At 68.8% G+C, this 15,002-nt stretch carries 13 protein-coding genes; 8 read left to right on the forward strand and 5 right to left on the reverse strand.

Annotated elements, in window-relative coordinates; all coding sequences use genetic code 11:
• Positions 1-27: 27 nt before the first annotated feature.
• From AORI_RS78300 to AORI_RS78310, 3 genes are read right to left on the reverse strand one after another with little or no spacing between them, the layout of a single operon-like run.
• Positions 28-483 carry a ribose-5-phosphate isomerase gene (locus tag AORI_RS78300; RefSeq protein WP_016337717.1) on the reverse strand — a complete coding sequence of 152 codons (456 nt, stop codon included), beginning with the start codon at positions 481-483 and terminating at the stop codon, positions 28-30.
• The gene (locus AORI_RS78305; RefSeq protein WP_016337718.1) at positions 484-2,169 is read right to left on the reverse strand and encodes a dihydroxyacetone kinase family protein; all 1,686 of its coding nucleotides are present in this window, start codon (positions 2,167-2,169) and stop codon (positions 484-486) included. It lies immediately after the preceding gene.
• Positions 2,166-2,852, reverse strand: coding sequence for an HAD family hydrolase (locus AORI_RS78310; RefSeq protein ID WP_016337719.1), 687 nt, complete (start codon positions 2,850-2,852; stop codon positions 2,166-2,168). The genes AORI_RS78305 and AORI_RS78310 overlap by 4 nt, the downstream gene beginning before the upstream one ends.
• A 77-nt stretch (positions 2,853-2,929) precedes the next feature.
• Here AORI_RS78310 and AORI_RS78315 point away from each other — a divergent pair, with 77 nt between their 5' ends.
• From AORI_RS78315 to AORI_RS78330, 4 genes are all read left to right on the forward strand, one after another.
• Complete coding sequence (locus AORI_RS78315; RefSeq protein WP_016337720.1) at positions 2,930-3,556, forward strand: histidine phosphatase family protein; 627 nt, start codon at positions 2,930-2,932, stop codon at positions 3,554-3,556.
• Positions 3,553-4,347, forward strand: a complete 795-nt coding sequence (locus tag AORI_RS78320; protein ID WP_016337721.1) for a DeoR/GlpR family DNA-binding transcription regulator — start codon at positions 3,553-3,555, stop codon at positions 4,345-4,347. Before AORI_RS78315 ends, AORI_RS78320 begins: the two co-directional genes overlap by 4 nt.
• Positions 4,348-4,945: 598 nt before the next feature.
• Positions 4,946-6,280 (forward strand): MFS transporter, encoded by a 1,335-nt coding sequence (locus tag AORI_RS78325; protein ID WP_043849220.1) that lies wholly within the window; start codon positions 4,946-4,948, stop codon positions 6,278-6,280.
• The gene (locus AORI_RS78330) at positions 6,277-7,716 is read left to right on the forward strand and encodes an FGGY-family carbohydrate kinase (protein ID WP_016337723.1); all 1,440 of its coding nucleotides are present in this window, start codon (positions 6,277-6,279) and stop codon (positions 7,714-7,716) included. The genes AORI_RS78325 and AORI_RS78330 overlap by 4 nt, the downstream gene beginning before the upstream one ends.
• Positions 7,717-7,720: 4 nt before the next feature.
• On the opposite strand, the gene AORI_RS78335 is transcribed toward AORI_RS78330, so the two are convergent.
• A complete protein-coding gene (locus tag AORI_RS78335) occupies positions 7,721-8,668 on the reverse strand; it encodes a coiled-coil domain-containing protein (RefSeq protein WP_016337724.1) in 948 nt (315 codons plus the stop codon).
• A 123-nt stretch (positions 8,669-8,791) separates the two neighbouring features.
• Between AORI_RS78335 and AORI_RS78340 the strand changes: the two genes are divergently transcribed.
• The 4 genes from AORI_RS78340 (at position 8,792) to AORI_RS78355 (ending at position 14,124) form a co-directional block, all read left to right on the forward strand.
• The gene (locus tag AORI_RS78340) at positions 8,792-10,021 is read left to right on the forward strand and encodes a DUF445 family protein (protein WP_016337725.1); all 1,230 of its coding nucleotides are present in this window, start codon (positions 8,792-8,794) and stop codon (positions 10,019-10,021) included.
• Positions 10,022-10,071: 50 nt separating this feature from the next.
• Positions 10,072-11,298, forward strand: coding sequence for a DUF445 domain-containing protein (locus AORI_RS78345; RefSeq protein WP_016337726.1), 1,227 nt, complete (start codon positions 10,072-10,074; stop codon positions 11,296-11,298).
• Positions 11,299-11,348: 50 nt separating this feature from the next.
• The gene (locus AORI_RS78350) at positions 11,349-12,572 is read left to right on the forward strand and encodes a DUF445 domain-containing protein (RefSeq protein WP_016337727.1); all 1,224 of its coding nucleotides are present in this window, start codon (positions 11,349-11,351) and stop codon (positions 12,570-12,572) included.
• A gap of 238 nt (positions 12,573-12,810) precedes the next feature.
• Positions 12,811-14,124: an alginate O-acetyltransferase AlgX-related protein gene (locus AORI_RS78355; RefSeq protein WP_016337728.1), complete on the forward strand. Its 1,314-nt coding sequence runs from the start codon at positions 12,811-12,813 to the stop codon at positions 14,122-14,124.
• On the opposite strand, the gene AORI_RS78360 is transcribed toward AORI_RS78355, so the two are convergent.
• On the reverse strand, positions 14,121-15,002 hold the full coding sequence (locus AORI_RS78360; protein ID WP_016337729.1) for a metal ABC transporter permease: 882 nt from the start codon (positions 15,000-15,002) through the stop codon (positions 14,121-14,123). The genes AORI_RS78355 and AORI_RS78360 overlap by 4 nt on opposite strands.

The following is a 15,002-nucleotide window of genomic DNA, read 5'->3' on the forward strand; positions in this document are numbered from 1 at the left end:
CTCTCTCCGTGCCCGTGTCGGGCCGTCTTAGTGAGCTTGCTCGTATTCGGTGATGTGCGCGACCTTGCTCGCGCTGGCCGAGGACGGGTCGAAGCGGTGGCCGACCCATTCGGCGACGATCTTCTTCGCCAGCTCCGGACCGATCGCCCGGGCGCCGAAGGTGATCACCTGGCAGTCGTTCGACTTGACCGACCGCTCGGCGGAGTACGAGTCGTGCGCGACCGTCGCCCGGACACCGGGGACCTTGTTCGCCGAGATCGCCATGCCGATCCCGGTCCCGCAGACCAGGACTCCGCGATCCGCGTCACCGCGCGCGATCGTCTCCGCCGCCGCGAGGCCCAGCAATGGGTACGCCTTGTCATCGGACCCGTCGGCCACGCCGAGGTCGGTGACCTCGTCCACCCGGTCGTCGGCGAGGAGCAGGTCACGCAGCTGGTCCTTGAGTGCCACCCCGGCGTTGTCCGCCGCCACCACGATCCGCATTCAGTCTTCCTTTCCGAGAGCCTGGCCGACCGCGGTGACGAGCAGCGCGAACGAAGTGGCCCCGGGATCGGGATGCCCTTCGCTCCGCCGCGCCAACCGCGCGGCCCGGCCTTTGACGGGCACCAGGTCCGCCGTGGCCTCGGCCGCGCTCACCGCGACCTGGGCCGCCTTCTGCCAGGCCTGCGGGACGTCGGCGCCCGCGCCGGCCTGTTCGCGCAACGCCAGCCGGAACGGCTCGATGGCGTCGAGCATGGTCTTCTCGCCGGGCTCGGCCTTGCCCAGTTCGACGAACGCCTTCACCGCGCCGTCCACCGCGCCCGCGAGTGCTTCCGTGGTGACCGCTCCGGCTTCCAGGCCACGCAGCCCCGCGCCGGTCTCGGCGAGCAGGACGCCGTACAGCGCGCCGGACGCTCCGCCCGCCGCGTCGGCGAACGCCGTCCCGGCGGCCAGGAGCGCGGTGGACAGCGAGTCTCCGTCTCGCCGGGCGGCGGAGACCGCGGCCCGCATGCCCCTGGTCATGCCCAGCCCGTGGTCGCCGTCGGCCGCGACCGCGTCCAACCTGCCGAGTTCGGCTTCGTTGGCCTCGATGTCGCGCAGGGCCGCGGTCAGCGCGCGATCCACGATGCCCTGCCCCGGCTCGGCCTCCGCGAGTAGAGCGTCCACTGTGGACTCCAGCGGGACCTGCGCCAGCGCGGCACCGGTGCTCCGATAGCCAGGGGTGTCGCAGGGGGCCGCGTAGAGCTCGGCGAGTTCGTCGTCGAGCACCAGGATCGACAGTGAGACACCCGCCATGTCGAGCGACGTGACGAACTCGCCGACCTCGGTGTGCGACGGGCTGAGCCCCGCCGCGGCGAGCCGCTCGTGCACCCGGGTGTACGTCGCGAACATCTCCTCGTATTTGGTGCGGCCCAGCCCGTTCAGCAGGACCACCACGCGTCCGTCGCCCTCGGGGAGCTCCGGGAGGAGGCCGTCGACCAGTTCGTCGGCCAGCTCGTGTGCGCTCAGCCTGCCGACCGTGCGGACGCCGGGCTCGCCGTGGATGCCGAGGCCCAGCTCCATCTCGCTCTCGCCGACGGTGAACAGCGGAGCGGACGCGCCTGGCAGAGTGCACCCGCCGAACGCCACTCCGAAGGTCCGGGTGTTCGCGTTCGCCTTCTCCGCCACCGCGTGCACGGCGGCCAGATCGTCGCCGCGTTCGGCGGCGGCGCCCGCGATCTTGAAGACCAGGAAGTCGCCCGCGACACCGCGGCGCCTTTCCGGCGCGTCGGCGGGACCGCTGGCGATGTCGTCGGTGACCAGGATGGTCCTGCTCTCGATGCCCTCGGCGGCCAGCCTGCGCGCGGCGAGCCCGAAATGCAGCACGTCGCCCTGGTAGTTGCCGTAGCCGAAGAGCACGCCGGCCCCGCTCTCCGCGGCCCGCGCGGTGCGATAGACCTGCTCGGCGCTCGGGCTGGTGAACACGTCGCCCACCACGGCCCCGTCGGCCAGGCCGGGACCGACCAGCCCGGCGAACGCGGGATAGTGCCCGCAGCCGCCGCCGATCACCACCGCGACCTTGGGCTCGGACTCTTCCCGGCGCAGCACGCCATAGGCGCCGGGAACCTTGCGCACCGAACGCCCGTAGGCGGTGACGAACCCGTCCAGCCAGTCGCGTTTGAACGTCTCCGCGGCACCGAGGACCGTCATCGCCCGCTCGCTTCCGCGAACTCACCGGACAGGTACGCGAGCAGCTTGCGCCGCACGTCGTCGTTGTTCTCCGCGACCTCGGCGGCCAGCTCCAGCGCGTCCAGCTTCGGCGGGTACACCGGATTCGGCAAGGCGATCACGGTGAGCCCGGCCGCGGCGGCGGCGCGGATACCGTTGCTGGAGTCTTCGACGCCCAGGCATTCCTCGCCGGACCGGCCGAGCCTGGCGGCGGCTTCGAGATAGACGTCCGGACTCGGTTTGCCCCTGGCGACCTCGGCACTGGAGACGGTCGCGGCGAACTCGCCGGTGAGCCCATGTTTGGAAAGAACCGCGTCGATCACCCGGCGGGCAGCCGAGGACGCCAGCGCGACCGGCACCTTCGCGCTCACCTCGCGGACCATCTCCCCGGCGCCCGGCAGGAGGGGCGCCTCGCCCGCCTCGATCGCGGCGATCATGCCGTCCACCACGGCACGCTCGACCTCGGCCGCGCTTTCCGGGGTGCCGGACCGCTTCGCGAGGTACGCGGCCCATTCGGGCGCGCTCATCCCCTGCACGGACGCGGTGTCCTCGGCGGTCCATTCGGTGCGGTGCCGGGCGGCGTACGCCACCCAGTTCTCCTCCCAAAGGTGTTCACTGTCGACGAGGACACCGTCCAGGTCGAACACCACCGCGGCGAGTGCCATCCGGCATCTCCTTTCACATCGATGCTGTTAAGTTAACATCGAAGTTGTGATCTGAACAAGCCCTGAGGAGGGATCGCGTGGTCGCACGGTTGTTATTGGCACGCCACGGCCAGACCGAATGGCACGCCGAGAACCGGTACGCGGGCAGCAGCGACGTCGCGCTGACCGAGGAGGGGCTCCGGCAGGCGGACGAGCTCGCCGGATTCGCCGCGGCGGCCGGGCCGACGGCCGTGTTCTGCTCGCCGCAGAGCCGCGCACGCCGCACCGCGGAGCCGTCCGCCAAGGCGTTGGACCTGCCATTGCGGGTGGTCGACGAGCTGCGTGAAGTCCACTTCGGACTGATGGAAGGACGCACCAGGGCCGAGCTGGCGGAGGCGGATCCCGATGCGGTGTCGAGGTTTCTCGCCGACCCCGTGAGCGGCGCCTTCCCCGGTTCGGAGCCGCCGGCCGACGCGGCCGCCCGCGGAGCCGGCGCGCTGCGCGGGATCGCCGCCGAGGTGCCGGGCGAGACCGTGCTGGTCGTCGCGCACAACACCCTGATCAGGCTGACCCTGTGCGCACTGCTCGGCATCCCGCTCGAGAACTACCGCACGGTGTTCCCCCGGCTGGACAACGCGGCCATCACGGAGATCGAGATCGACGGCACGCGCACCGGCCTGCTGCGCCTCAATCAGCCTGCCCGCACGCGATACTGGACGACATGAACGATGAGAAGACGGCCGGTGCGAGCGCGCACTCTCGTAACACGCGTCAGCAGCTGATCACCGAACACGTCTTCACAACGGGCTCCGCGAGCATCTCCGAACTGGTGGAACTCACCGGCGTCAGCACCATGACGGTGCACCGCGACGTCGACGAACTGGCGCGGCGCGGCCTGCTCCGGAAGTACCGGGGAGGCGTTTCGGCCATGCCGTCGACGGTCTTCGAAAGCAACGCCGACTACCGGATGAACGTGCATTCGGAGGAGAAGATGGCCATCGCGGCGCACGCGCTGGCCCGCGTCGAACCGGGGATGTCGATCCTGCTCGACGACTCCACGAGCGCGCTCGCGCTGGCGAAGATGCTGCACCGCGTCACCCCGCTGACCGTCGCGACGAACTACCTCGGCGCCATCGAACTGCTCAAAGGCGTTCCCGACCTGCGGCTCATCTGTATCGGCGGCGACTACTCCGCGACCCACGACTCGTTCCTCGGCATGCAGAGCCTGGAGGCGATCGAGCGGATCAACGTCGACGCGACCTTCGTCTCGACCTCGGCGATGAACACGCGCATGACGTTCCACCAGGAGCCGGAGATCGTGATGCTGAAGCGCGCGATGCTGGCCAGCGCCCGGACGAAGGTGCTGCTGATGGACCACAGCAAGACCGAACGCGCGGCGCTGCACCGGCTGGCGCCGTTGAGCGACTTCGACGTGCTGATCGTCGACGACGGAGTGGAAGAGCACCTGGCCGAGGACATGCGGAGCCAGGTGGAAGTGGACATCGCGGAGCTCTGAGGCGCCGCTTGCCGAACGCGGAGGTGCGCTCGGCGAGCCTGACGGGTGTCGTTTGAGCCTCGGAGTTTGATGGCATCGGAAGCTCGGTGTCCCAGGTGCCGACGATGGGGGAATCGGAACGCTGAGTGTCCCGAATCCTCCGTTGATCATGGTCGTGCCGAGCGGGGAGGATTCCGGACGCTGAACGTCCCCAATCCTCCCCACTCGCCGACATCGGGCTCCATGACGGCAGCAGGACGGCGTCAAGCCCGGCAGGTAAGCAAACACGGGTTCACCAGAACCCGAAACGCCACTGACGACCACCCCCGTGCCCATGCCAGCGTCTCTCACGTGACCGACCGGACGACACACGTGATCCGGCGGACGACACACGTGACTGGATGGACGGCACGAGGGCGTCCATCCAGTCATGCGAACGCGCCAACCACAGTTCACCGCACCAGACGTGCGTCTTGCCTTCGTGAGGTCGCCGTCAGCGACCGAGTACCTCCGCGACCCGCGGCGCGCGAGGCTAACACGGAAATCCACCGATGTAACATCTTGAAAGTGAAGTTAACACGATCCATGATACGCTGAACACGACGTCATGGAGGCGTGCATGAACCAGGTAACACCGCCGTTATCGCGATCCGGGAGCGGGTTCGCCCGCGTACTGAACCGTTGGGGCCTGCCCGCCCCGCTGTTCCTCGGCTATGCCGGGCTGCTGCTGTTCATGATCGGCGACGGGGTCGAGTCGGGCTTCATCGCGCCGTTCATGGCGGACAACGGCGCGGGCACCGAGATCAAGGCTTCGTACGTGATCACCGTGTACGGCGTCGCCGTGATGCTGGCGTCGTGGTTGTCGGGCGCGTTGTCGGATCTGTGGGGGCCGCGGCGCGTGATGATGATCGGCCTGGCCATCTGGCTGGTGTTCGACGTGCTGTTCCTCGCGGTCGCGGTGTCGGGCGAGAACTACCCGTTGATGCTGGTCTTCTACGGTCTGCGCGGGTTCGGCTATCCGATGTTCGCGTTCGGTTTCCTGGTCTGGATCACCGCGGTGGCGCCGGTCGCCAGGCTCGGCGCGGCGGTGGGCTGGTTCTACTTCGCGTTCACCGGCGGGCTGCCGACGCTGGGCGCGCTGGTCGCGAGCTTCACGAACCCGGTGCTGGGCCAGTACGGGACGCTCTGGGTGTCGGTGGCGCTGCTCGGTCTCGGCGGATTGCTCGCGATCTTCGGTGTCCGGCAGCGGACGGGGTACACCCGGCTCGCGCCGCCGGACGTGAAACCGGTGCAGAGCCTGGTGTCCAGCGTGTCGATCGCGTGGAAGAAGCCCCGCGTCGGCGTCGGGATGCTCGTCCGTGTCATCAACACCGCGCCCGAGTTCGGGATGCTGGTGTTCTTCCCGACGATCTTCATCGAGGAGATCGGGTTCGGGGAGAGCCGCTGGCTCCTCCTGGTCTCGGTCATCTACGGCACGAACATCTTCTTCAACCTGATCTTCGGTGTGCTGAGCGACCGGATCGGCTGGCGCACCACGATCTTCTGGTTCGGCGCGATCGGCTGCGCGATCTCGATCCTGTTGCTCTACTTCGTCCCGATCGCCATGGGCGCCGAGTACTACTGGCTCGCCCTGCTCGTCGGCGCGCTGTACGGCGCCACGCTCGCCGGGTTCGTGCCGATCTCGGCGCTGCTCCCCTCCCTCGCCCCGGAGAACAAGGGTGGCGCGATGGCCCTGCTGAACCTGGGCGCCGGCGCCGCGGCGTTCGTCGGGCCGGCGATCGTCAGTGTGTTCCTCGGTCCGCTGGGCGCGGCCGGTGTGGTGATCGTCTTCGCCGCGCTCTATCTGGTCGCCGCGGTCATGGTCCGCTACCTGAAGCTGCCCGAGGAGACGGCGAAGGCGATCGAAGAGGACAAGAGCCTGCAAGAAGTCGGAGAGAAGGTCGTCACCACGTGAACCAACCCGTCACGATCGGCATCGACGTCGCCACCGCGGGGGTCCGAGCCCTCGCGGTGCGCGGCGGCGCCGTCCTCGCTTCGGCCGCCGAGCCGCTGCCCGCGCCGGTCCGCGACGACCGCGGACACAGCGAGCAGGACGCCCGGTCCTGGTGGCCCGCGGTGAAGACGGTGCTGGCGAAGGTCACCGGCGAGCTGCCGGGCAGGGGCGGTGAGGTCGCCGCGGTGGCCATCGCCGCGACGTCGGGGACGATCGTCGGGGTCGACGCGTCCGGTGTGCCGGTCACCCCCGCGCTGATGTACGACGACAGGCGCGGCGCGGAGCTCAACCGCGAGGCCACCGCGCTCGGCGCGGATCGCTGGCGGCGGCTCGGTTTCGGCGTGTCGGCCACGGCCGCGCTCGGCCGGATCGCCTGGCTGGCCGGGCACGTCCCCGACGTCGCCGGGATCCGCCACACCCCTGATCTGATCGCCGCGGAGCTCACCGGCGGACCGGTGGCCACCGACTGGTCGCATGCCTTGAAGAGCGGCTACGACCCGCTCGCCCTCGAATGGCCGGACGAGGTCTTCGAGGCTTTGGGGGTGCCGTCGTGCCTCCTCCCTTCGGTGGTCGCGCCGGCCACCGTGCTGGGCGAGGTGGCCCGTCCGGTCGCCGGGCTCCCGGCGGGTTGCCCGGTCGTGGCCGGGATGACCGACGGCTGCGCGGGCCAGATCGCGGCCGGGGCGGTCGCTCCCGGGAGCTTCGTCGGGATCCTCGGCACGACGTACGTGCTCAAGGGAGTCACCGAGGAGCTGGTGCCGGACCCGACGGGGGCGATGTACAGCCACCGTCATCCGGACGGTTGGTGGCTGCCCGGTGGCGCGTCGAACACCGGCGGCGAGGCCGTCGCCGGGCAGGATCGCCTTTCCGAACTCGACGCGGCGGCGGCCGCGCTGGGTCCGGCGAAGGTGGTCGCGTATCCGTTGCGGCGCAAGGGCGAACGCTTCCCGTTCGCCAGCCCGGACGCGGAGGGCTTCGTGTCGGGCGAAGCCGACGAGGTGGAGTTGCACCGGGCCAGGCTGGAGGGGGTCGCCTTCCTCGAGCGACTGGCGTTGGACCACCTGCGTCGCCTCGGCGTCGACGTCACCGATCCGCTGCTGGCGGCGGGCGGCGGCAGCAGAAGTCCTTTGTGGACACGGATCAGGGCGACCGTCAGCGGCCTCGGCCTGCGGGTGTCACCACAGGCGGAAACGGGCTACGGCGCCGCATTGCTCGCCGCGGCGGGGGTCCTGCCGGGCGGCCTCACCGAGGCGTCCGCGGGGCTCGGCGAGGGAACACTGGTCGAGCCCGACGAGCGCGAGAGTGCCGCGCTCGCCGAGTCGTACCAGCGATTCTGCGCCGAGCTGCACACCAGGGGCTGGATCGACGACGAGCTGTTCGCCGTCGTCCGGCGTTAAGAGATCAGGAAGGGCGTGGGCCGTTGGACTTGGTGGGAGCGGGCTTCGGCGCGGGCGCCTCGTCGGCATCAGGGGCGGGAGCCAGCAGCCGGATGGCCTCCTGGACGGCGACGTCCGTGGCGGAGAGCCGATCGGCGACCTTGGACCGGAGTTCCAGCGCGAGCTTCCGGGCCTGCTGGGCTTCGGCCTGCTGGGTCTTCGCGTCGGTGAGAGCCTCCGCGACCTGCTCCTGCTTCGCGGCGATGTCCTCCGCCGAAGACTTCTCGGACTTGGCGATCTTCTCCGCCGAGATCCGCTCGGCCTCGGCACGTTTGGCCGCCGACACCCGATCGGCTTCCGCGATCTTGTCCGCGGACGCCTTCTCGGCCGCCGCGCGACGAGCCGCCGAAGCCTCCTCGGCCTTCCTGTCCGCGGCGGCGCGGGCCCGGACGCTCTCCATGTCCAGTTCCTTGCGCTTCTGCGCCGCCTCGGTGTTCAGGCGCTCGATCTCCGCCTTGGCGTCGGCGAGCAGCTTCTCGCGTTCCGCCTGCGCGTCCTTGGCCGCCTTGTCGCTCGCGCGCTGCGTCTCGTGGGCGTACTTGTCCGCTTCGGCCCGCGTCGCCTTGGCGTCGGCTTCCGCGGCTGCCTTGAGGTCGGCGATCTCCTCCTCGGCGAGCTGCATCATCATGCGGACGCGTTCGGCCATCGCGCCGGCGCCGGACGGGCTCGAACTCATCCGCACGAGGGCGGCCTTGGTCTCGTCCAGTTCCTTCTGGGCGTGGCCGAGCGCCTTCGTGAGTTCACCGGCGGTCGCCACGGCCTCATCGCGGCTGCGTGAGGTCTGCTTGAGTTCGGTCGCCAGCTCGGCGAGGCGCTCGTCGACCTGACGCTTGTCGTAACCGCGGACGGAGCCCGCGAACGGGGACGATTTCGCTGAGGGCGCCTGAGGCGCCGTCTTCTCAGGAGCGACCATGGCGGCCACCTTAATGAGCGGGCACCCGTCGGGCAGTACCGCCAAACGGCTGCACTCGGCGTGTGGTGGACCGATCACATGGCATCCTGCATTGTTGACAGGTCGTAAGCAGCGGAGGCCCGGTTGGACATCTCGGCGATCCTCGAAGACATCCGCGAGCACTGGCACGTCTACGCCACGATGCCCTTCATCGCCGCGCTCATCGGTTACATCACGAAACGCGTCGCCATCGAGATGATGTTCCGGCCGCTGGAGTTCGTCGGGATCAAACCGTTCCTCGGCTGGCAGGGGGTCATCCCGGCCAACTCGCGCCGGATGGCGACCACCGCCGTCGACCTGCTGACCAAGAACCTCGTCGATCCGCAGGAGATCTTCTCCCGGCTCGATCCCGAGGAAATGGTCAAGGAACTCGAAGAGCCACTTCTCAAGGCCGTCGAGGACGTCACCCGCGAAGTGATGGAGCAGTACCAGCCCAGGCTGTGGGAACTGCTGCCGACCCGGGCACAGCGCATGCTGGTCGACCAGGTCCGGGCGCAGGCACCGAAGGTCGTCGCGAGGCTGATGCGCGAGGTGTCGACGAACATCGACGAGGTCCTCGACGTCAACGAGATGCTGATCAACTCGATGGTCCGCGACAAATCGCTGACCTGCCGCCTGATCAAGGAGGTCGCGACCCCGGAGCTCCGTTTCATCGCCCGGTCCGGCATCTGGTTCGGCTTCGTCATCGGCCTGATCCAGTTCGTCGCGTGGGCGCTGACGAAGCAGCCGCTGATCATGCCGATCTTCGGTTTCGTCACCGGGTTCGTCACCGACTGGCTGGCCCTGAAAATGATCTTCTACCCGCGTGAGCCGCGCCGGTTCCTGTTCTTCAGCTGGCAGGGCATGTTCCAGAAACGCCGCCAGGCGGTCGCCAAGGACTACGGCGCGCTGATCGCCGACGAGGTCCTCACCGTGCGGAACGTGATGGAGGCCGTGCTCACCGGGCCCAAATCGGACAAGCTGTTCGCGATGATCACCCGCGAGGTGCAGCGGACCATCGACGCGCAGGCGAGCATCGCGAAACCGTTGGTGGCGCTGACCGTGGGCGGGGTCCAGTACCAGGAGATGAAGAGGGCCGCGGCGGAAAAGGCGATCGCGTATCTCCCCGAAACGGTGAAACACGTGGAGAGCTACGCCACTGACGCGCTCGACGTCCGCAACACCATCGTCACGAAGATGCAGCAGCTGACCCCGCTCGAGTTCGAGGGGATCCTCCGTCCCGCCTTCCAGCAGGACGAATGGAAGCTGATCGCGGTCGGCGCGGTGATCGGCGGGCTCGTGGGTGAACTTCAGGTCCTGTTACTCCTCCATTGAGGACAGGCGGCTAGGTTGCCCTTCAAGCAGGACGCGGGAGGGGCTCGGAAGTGGACGCCGTCATCGCCGATCTCGGCGAGCACTGGCCGGTGTACGTCACCATGCCGTTCATCGCCGCGCTGATCGGCTACGTCACCAAACGCGTAGCCATCGAGATGATGTTCAAACCGGTGGAATTCGTCGGCGTCAAACCGTTCCTCGGCTGGCAAGGGGTACTGCCGGCGAACGCGGAGCGGATGGCGGCCACCGCCACCGAGATGCTGACGAACAACCTCGTCGACCCGAAGGAGATCTTCGCCAGGCTCGACCCGGCCCAGGTGGCGAAGGAGATCGAGCAGCCGCTTCTGCGGATCGTCGAGGACGTCACCCGCGAGGTGATGGAGCAGTACCAGCCCAGACTCTGGGAAGTTCTCCCGAACACCGCCCAGCAACTGCTGCTCAAACGCGTGCAGGCAGAGGCGCCGCGGGCGATCACGAAGATCATGGGCGAGATCTCGGAGAACATCGAGGACGTCCTCGACCTCAAGCACATGGTCGTGACGAACCTGGTGCGCGACAAGGCCTTGCTGAACCGGCTGATCCGTGACATCTCGCGGCCGGAGATGCGGTTCATCGCGCGGTCGGGGATCGTGTTCGGGTTCTCCCTCGGCTGCGTGCAGTTGCTGGTGTGGGCGCTGACGAAGTCGCCGATCGTGCTGCCGCTGTTCGGTATCGGCATCGGCTGGTTCACCGACTGGATCGCCCTGAAGATGATCTTCCTGCCGCGCGAGCCGAAACGGTTCTTCGGCTTCTACACCTGGCAAGGCGTGTTCCAGAAGCGCAAGGACCAGGTGTCCGCCGACTACGGCGACATGATCGCGCGCGAGATCATCACCATCCCGAACCTGCTCGAAGCGGTGCTGAGCGGGCCGAAGTCGGACAAGCTGTTCACGATGATCACCCGCGAGGTGCAGCGGACGATCGACGCGCAGGCGAGTGTCGTGAAGCCGTTCGTCGCGCTGGCCGTCGGGAGCAGGCGGTTCCAGGAGATGAAGCAGACGGCGGCCGCGAAGGCCGCGGCGCGGATCCCGGAGACGATCCGCCACGCCGAGAGCTACGCGGTCAACGCGCTCGACGTCCGGAACACCATTGTGGACAGAATGCGGCGGCTGAAGCCGCTCGAATTCGAGCAGCTGCTGCGCCCCGCGTTCCGGCAGGACGAGTGGAAGCTGATCGCCGTCGGCGCGGTGATCGGCGGCCTTGTCGGTGAACTTCAGGTGCTTCTACTGCTTCACTGAAGGCCAACCGATACGGTTTCCCCCTTCCCTGAGCGAAGCGAGGAGGTCGTGTGGACGCCGTCCTGGACGACCTCGCCCGGCACTGGTGGCTGTACGCCGCGATCCCGTTCGTCGCCGCGCTGATCGGCTACGTCACCAAACGCGTCGCCATCGAGATGATGTTCCGGCCGCTCGAGTTCGTCGGGATCAAACCCTTCCTCGGCTGGCAGGGCGTGGTGCCCAAACACGGCGGGCGGATGGCCGCCGTCGCGACCGAGCTGCTGACGTCGAACCTGCTGGACGTCAAGGAGGTCTTCCGCCGGATCGATCCGGCGATCATCACGCGCGAGATCGAGCAGCCCCTGCTGCGGGCCGTGGACGAGGTCGCCCGCGAAGTGCTCGAAAAGCACCATCCCAGGCTCTGGGAGGTCATGCCGACGATGGCGCAGGAGCTGCTGATCAAGCAGGTCCAGGCGTCGACGCCGCGGCTGGTGCGCGAGTTCATGGAGGAGATGACCGAGAACCTCGACGAGGTGCTCGATTTCCAGCACATGACCGTGCAGCGGCTCACCAGGGACAAGAAGCTGCTCGTCCGGCTGATCCGCGAGACGTCGCGGCCGGAGATGGCGTTCATCGCGCGCACGGGGATCTACTTCGGCTTCGGGCTCGGCATCGTGCAGGCGTTCGTCTGGGCGCTGACGAAGGAGCCGTGGGTGCTGCCGATCTTCGGTGGCTGCATCGGGCTGTTCACCGACTGGCTGGCGATCAAGCTGATCTTCGTGCCGCGCGAGCCGGTGCGGGTCGGCCGGGTGATCCTGCAGGGCAAGTTCCAGCGGCGGCGGGCCGAGGTCGCGCATCAGTACGGCGAGATGATCGCGAACGAGATCCTCACCGTGCCGAACCTGCTCGACGCCGTCCTGCGCGGGCCGCGGTCGGATCGGCTGTACGCGCTGGTCGAGCGGCTCGTGGCGCAGGCCGTCGACGAGCAGGCGAGTATCGCGAAGCCGATGGTCGCGATGGCCGTCGGCGGGCAGCGGCTGCAGGAGATCAAGCAGGCGGCGGCGCGGAAGGCGCTGGAGCGGCTGCCGCCGACGATCCGGTACGCCGAGGGTTACCTGACCGAGGCGATGGACGTCGCGAAGATCGTCGAACGGCGGATGCTCGGGCTGACGCCGCTGGAGTTCGAGGGGCTGCTGAGGCCCGCGTTCCGGCAGGACGAATGGAAGCTCATCGCGGTGGGCGGGCTCATCGGCTTCGTGGTCGGTGAGCTACAGGTCCTGCTGATGCTGCACTGACCTGCGTTTAGCGGGCTAAACGCGATCGGAGGGCGGCGAGGCGCGGGATGGGGCCTCGGGGCCGCCGAGGAGCGCGATGTCCCCAATGTGGCGTTGGGGACGCTCAGTGTCTCCAATGCCACATTGGGAGCACTGGTCCCGGCGCGGCCGGATCGCAGTTAGCGGGCTAAACGCGATCCGGGGCGCGAAAGTGAGGCGTTCTCACCTGCGGGAGACACGGGGTGATTACGGTGGAGGGGTGGCGTCCGAACCCCAGCAGCTGCCAGCCGTCCACGAGGCGTGGCTTCCGCGCGAGCACGCGTTGCACCGTCCCCGCCACGGTGGCAGGCAGCTGACCGCGTTGATCAGCGCGCTCCTGTTCTTCACCACGCCAGCGCTGCTGTGGGTGTTCGGCGTCCGGCCGGGCGAGATCGAGAACCACAAGCTCGCGAGCTTCCCCGGGCTGGACCGGGGCTGGGGTTTCTTCACCGACATGCCTGCCTGGGCGATCGACCAGCTGTCGTTCCGGCCGGGCGCGATCGCCGCCGCCGACGCGATCAGCCGCGGCGTCTTCGGCGAGGGCGCCCCGCTCGACCAGCCGCCACCGCAGCAGCAGGCGGGCCCGATCCCCGCGCCGCCCGCACCGTCGCCGTCCAAGACCGCGCCCACGCAGGGGCCGACGCCGAACGCCGCGTCCGGCTACCGCCGTGTCGTGCAGGGCCGCGACGGCTGGCTGTACTACGGCTACGACGCCGACGCGAAATGCGATCCGTCCCGTCCGCTGCCCGAGACCATCGCCAAGATCAACGAGCTGCGGCGCGCGGTCGAGCAGTCCGGGCGCCGGTTCGAGTTCGTCATCGCGCCGGACAAGTCGACGATGGTGCCGCAGTTCCTGCCGGACACCTACCCCGGCAAGGACTGCTCGCGCGCGGCCGAGGCGTCCACCTGGCACCGGATGCTCAAGGACGCTCGCGCGATCGACCTGCGGCCCGAACTCCGTGCGTCCGAGGGCCGGGTGCAGCATCCGATCTATCCGCCGAACGACACGCACTGGGCCGACGAAGGCGCCCTGGTGATGACGCGCGCCATCGCGAACGCGATCAAACCGGGGGTCACGCAGACCTGGGTCAGCGTTCCCGTCGGCCAGTACGACACCGTCGCCGACCTGCCGCCGCTGATCAGCAAGCAGGGCACGAAGACGAACACGCTGTACAGCCTCCGCCCGGACGGCGTCGTCGAGCGCGCGGGCGAGCCGAACGGCGACATCGACCGGCCCGTCTACCGCACGGCGAGCCCGCTGATCGGGACCGTGGACGACAAGATCCTGATCTACGGCGACTCGTTCACCAAGGCGTCTTCGCGGTATCTCTCGGGCGCGTTCACGAACCTGACGATGCTGGCGCACTTCACACAGAAGACGTCGCAGGCCGAGGCCGTCGACGCTTTCGTGAACGCGAACGTCGTGGTCGTCGAGGCCGTGGAGCGCAGTGTGGCCGGCGGTCAGCTCGCCTTCATCGACCCGAATTTCCTCGAACCGCTGAAGAAGGCGCTCGCCGAGAACCCCATCCGCTAGCGCAAGGCAGGCTGCGCGGTCGCCGTCGGCTCGACGCGAACCCGCGACGTACGCCCGCGCAGCCACGCGATGAGACGGCAGACCAGGTAGATCACGAACGAGATCGTGGTGACGAACGCGCTCACCGGCTTCCCCGGCGCCAACGAAAGAATGATCCCACCGAGCGCGGCGATCTCCGCGAACACGATCGACAGCACGGTCGCCTTGCACGGGCTCGCCGTGACCCGCGCGGCCGCCGCGGCCGGGGTCACCATCAGCGAAACCACCAGCAGCGCGCCGACGATCTGCACGCCGAGCGCGCTCGAAATCCCGACCAGCACCGCGAAGATCAGCGACAGCAGCCGCACCGGCACACCGCGCGCCGTCGCGACCGCCGGGTCGACCGTGGCGAACAGCAGCGGCCGGTAGATCACCGCGAGCACCACCAGCACCACGACCGACGCGCCGACGAGCAGGTTCAGGTTGGTCGAGTCGATGGTGATGATCTGCCCGACGAGGATGCCGAACTTGTTGGCGCTGCGGCCTTCGTAGAAGGACAGCAGCAGGACGCCCATGCCGAGGCCGAAGGCGAGGATCACGCCGATCACGGAGTCGCGTTCGGACTCGCGGCCGCCGAGGAGCCCGATCAGCAGGGCGGCGATGACCGCGCCCGCGAGGCCGCCGAGTTCGACGCCGACGCCCAGCAGCAGCGCGCCCGCCGCACCGGTGAAGGCCAGTTCGGCGGTGCCGTGCACGGCGAACGACATCCGCCGCATGACCACCAGCGGGCCGAGCACGCCGGCCACCAGGCCGAGGACGGCGGCCGCGAGCAAAGCCGTCTGCACGAAGTCGAGGCCGAGGAGTTCGCCGGTCAGGGCGAAGTCGAACATCTTGTCCAC

Source organism: Amycolatopsis keratiniphila (assembly GCF_000400635.2).
Lineage (GTDB): Bacteria > Actinomycetota > Actinomycetes > Mycobacteriales > Pseudonocardiaceae > Amycolatopsis > Amycolatopsis keratiniphila.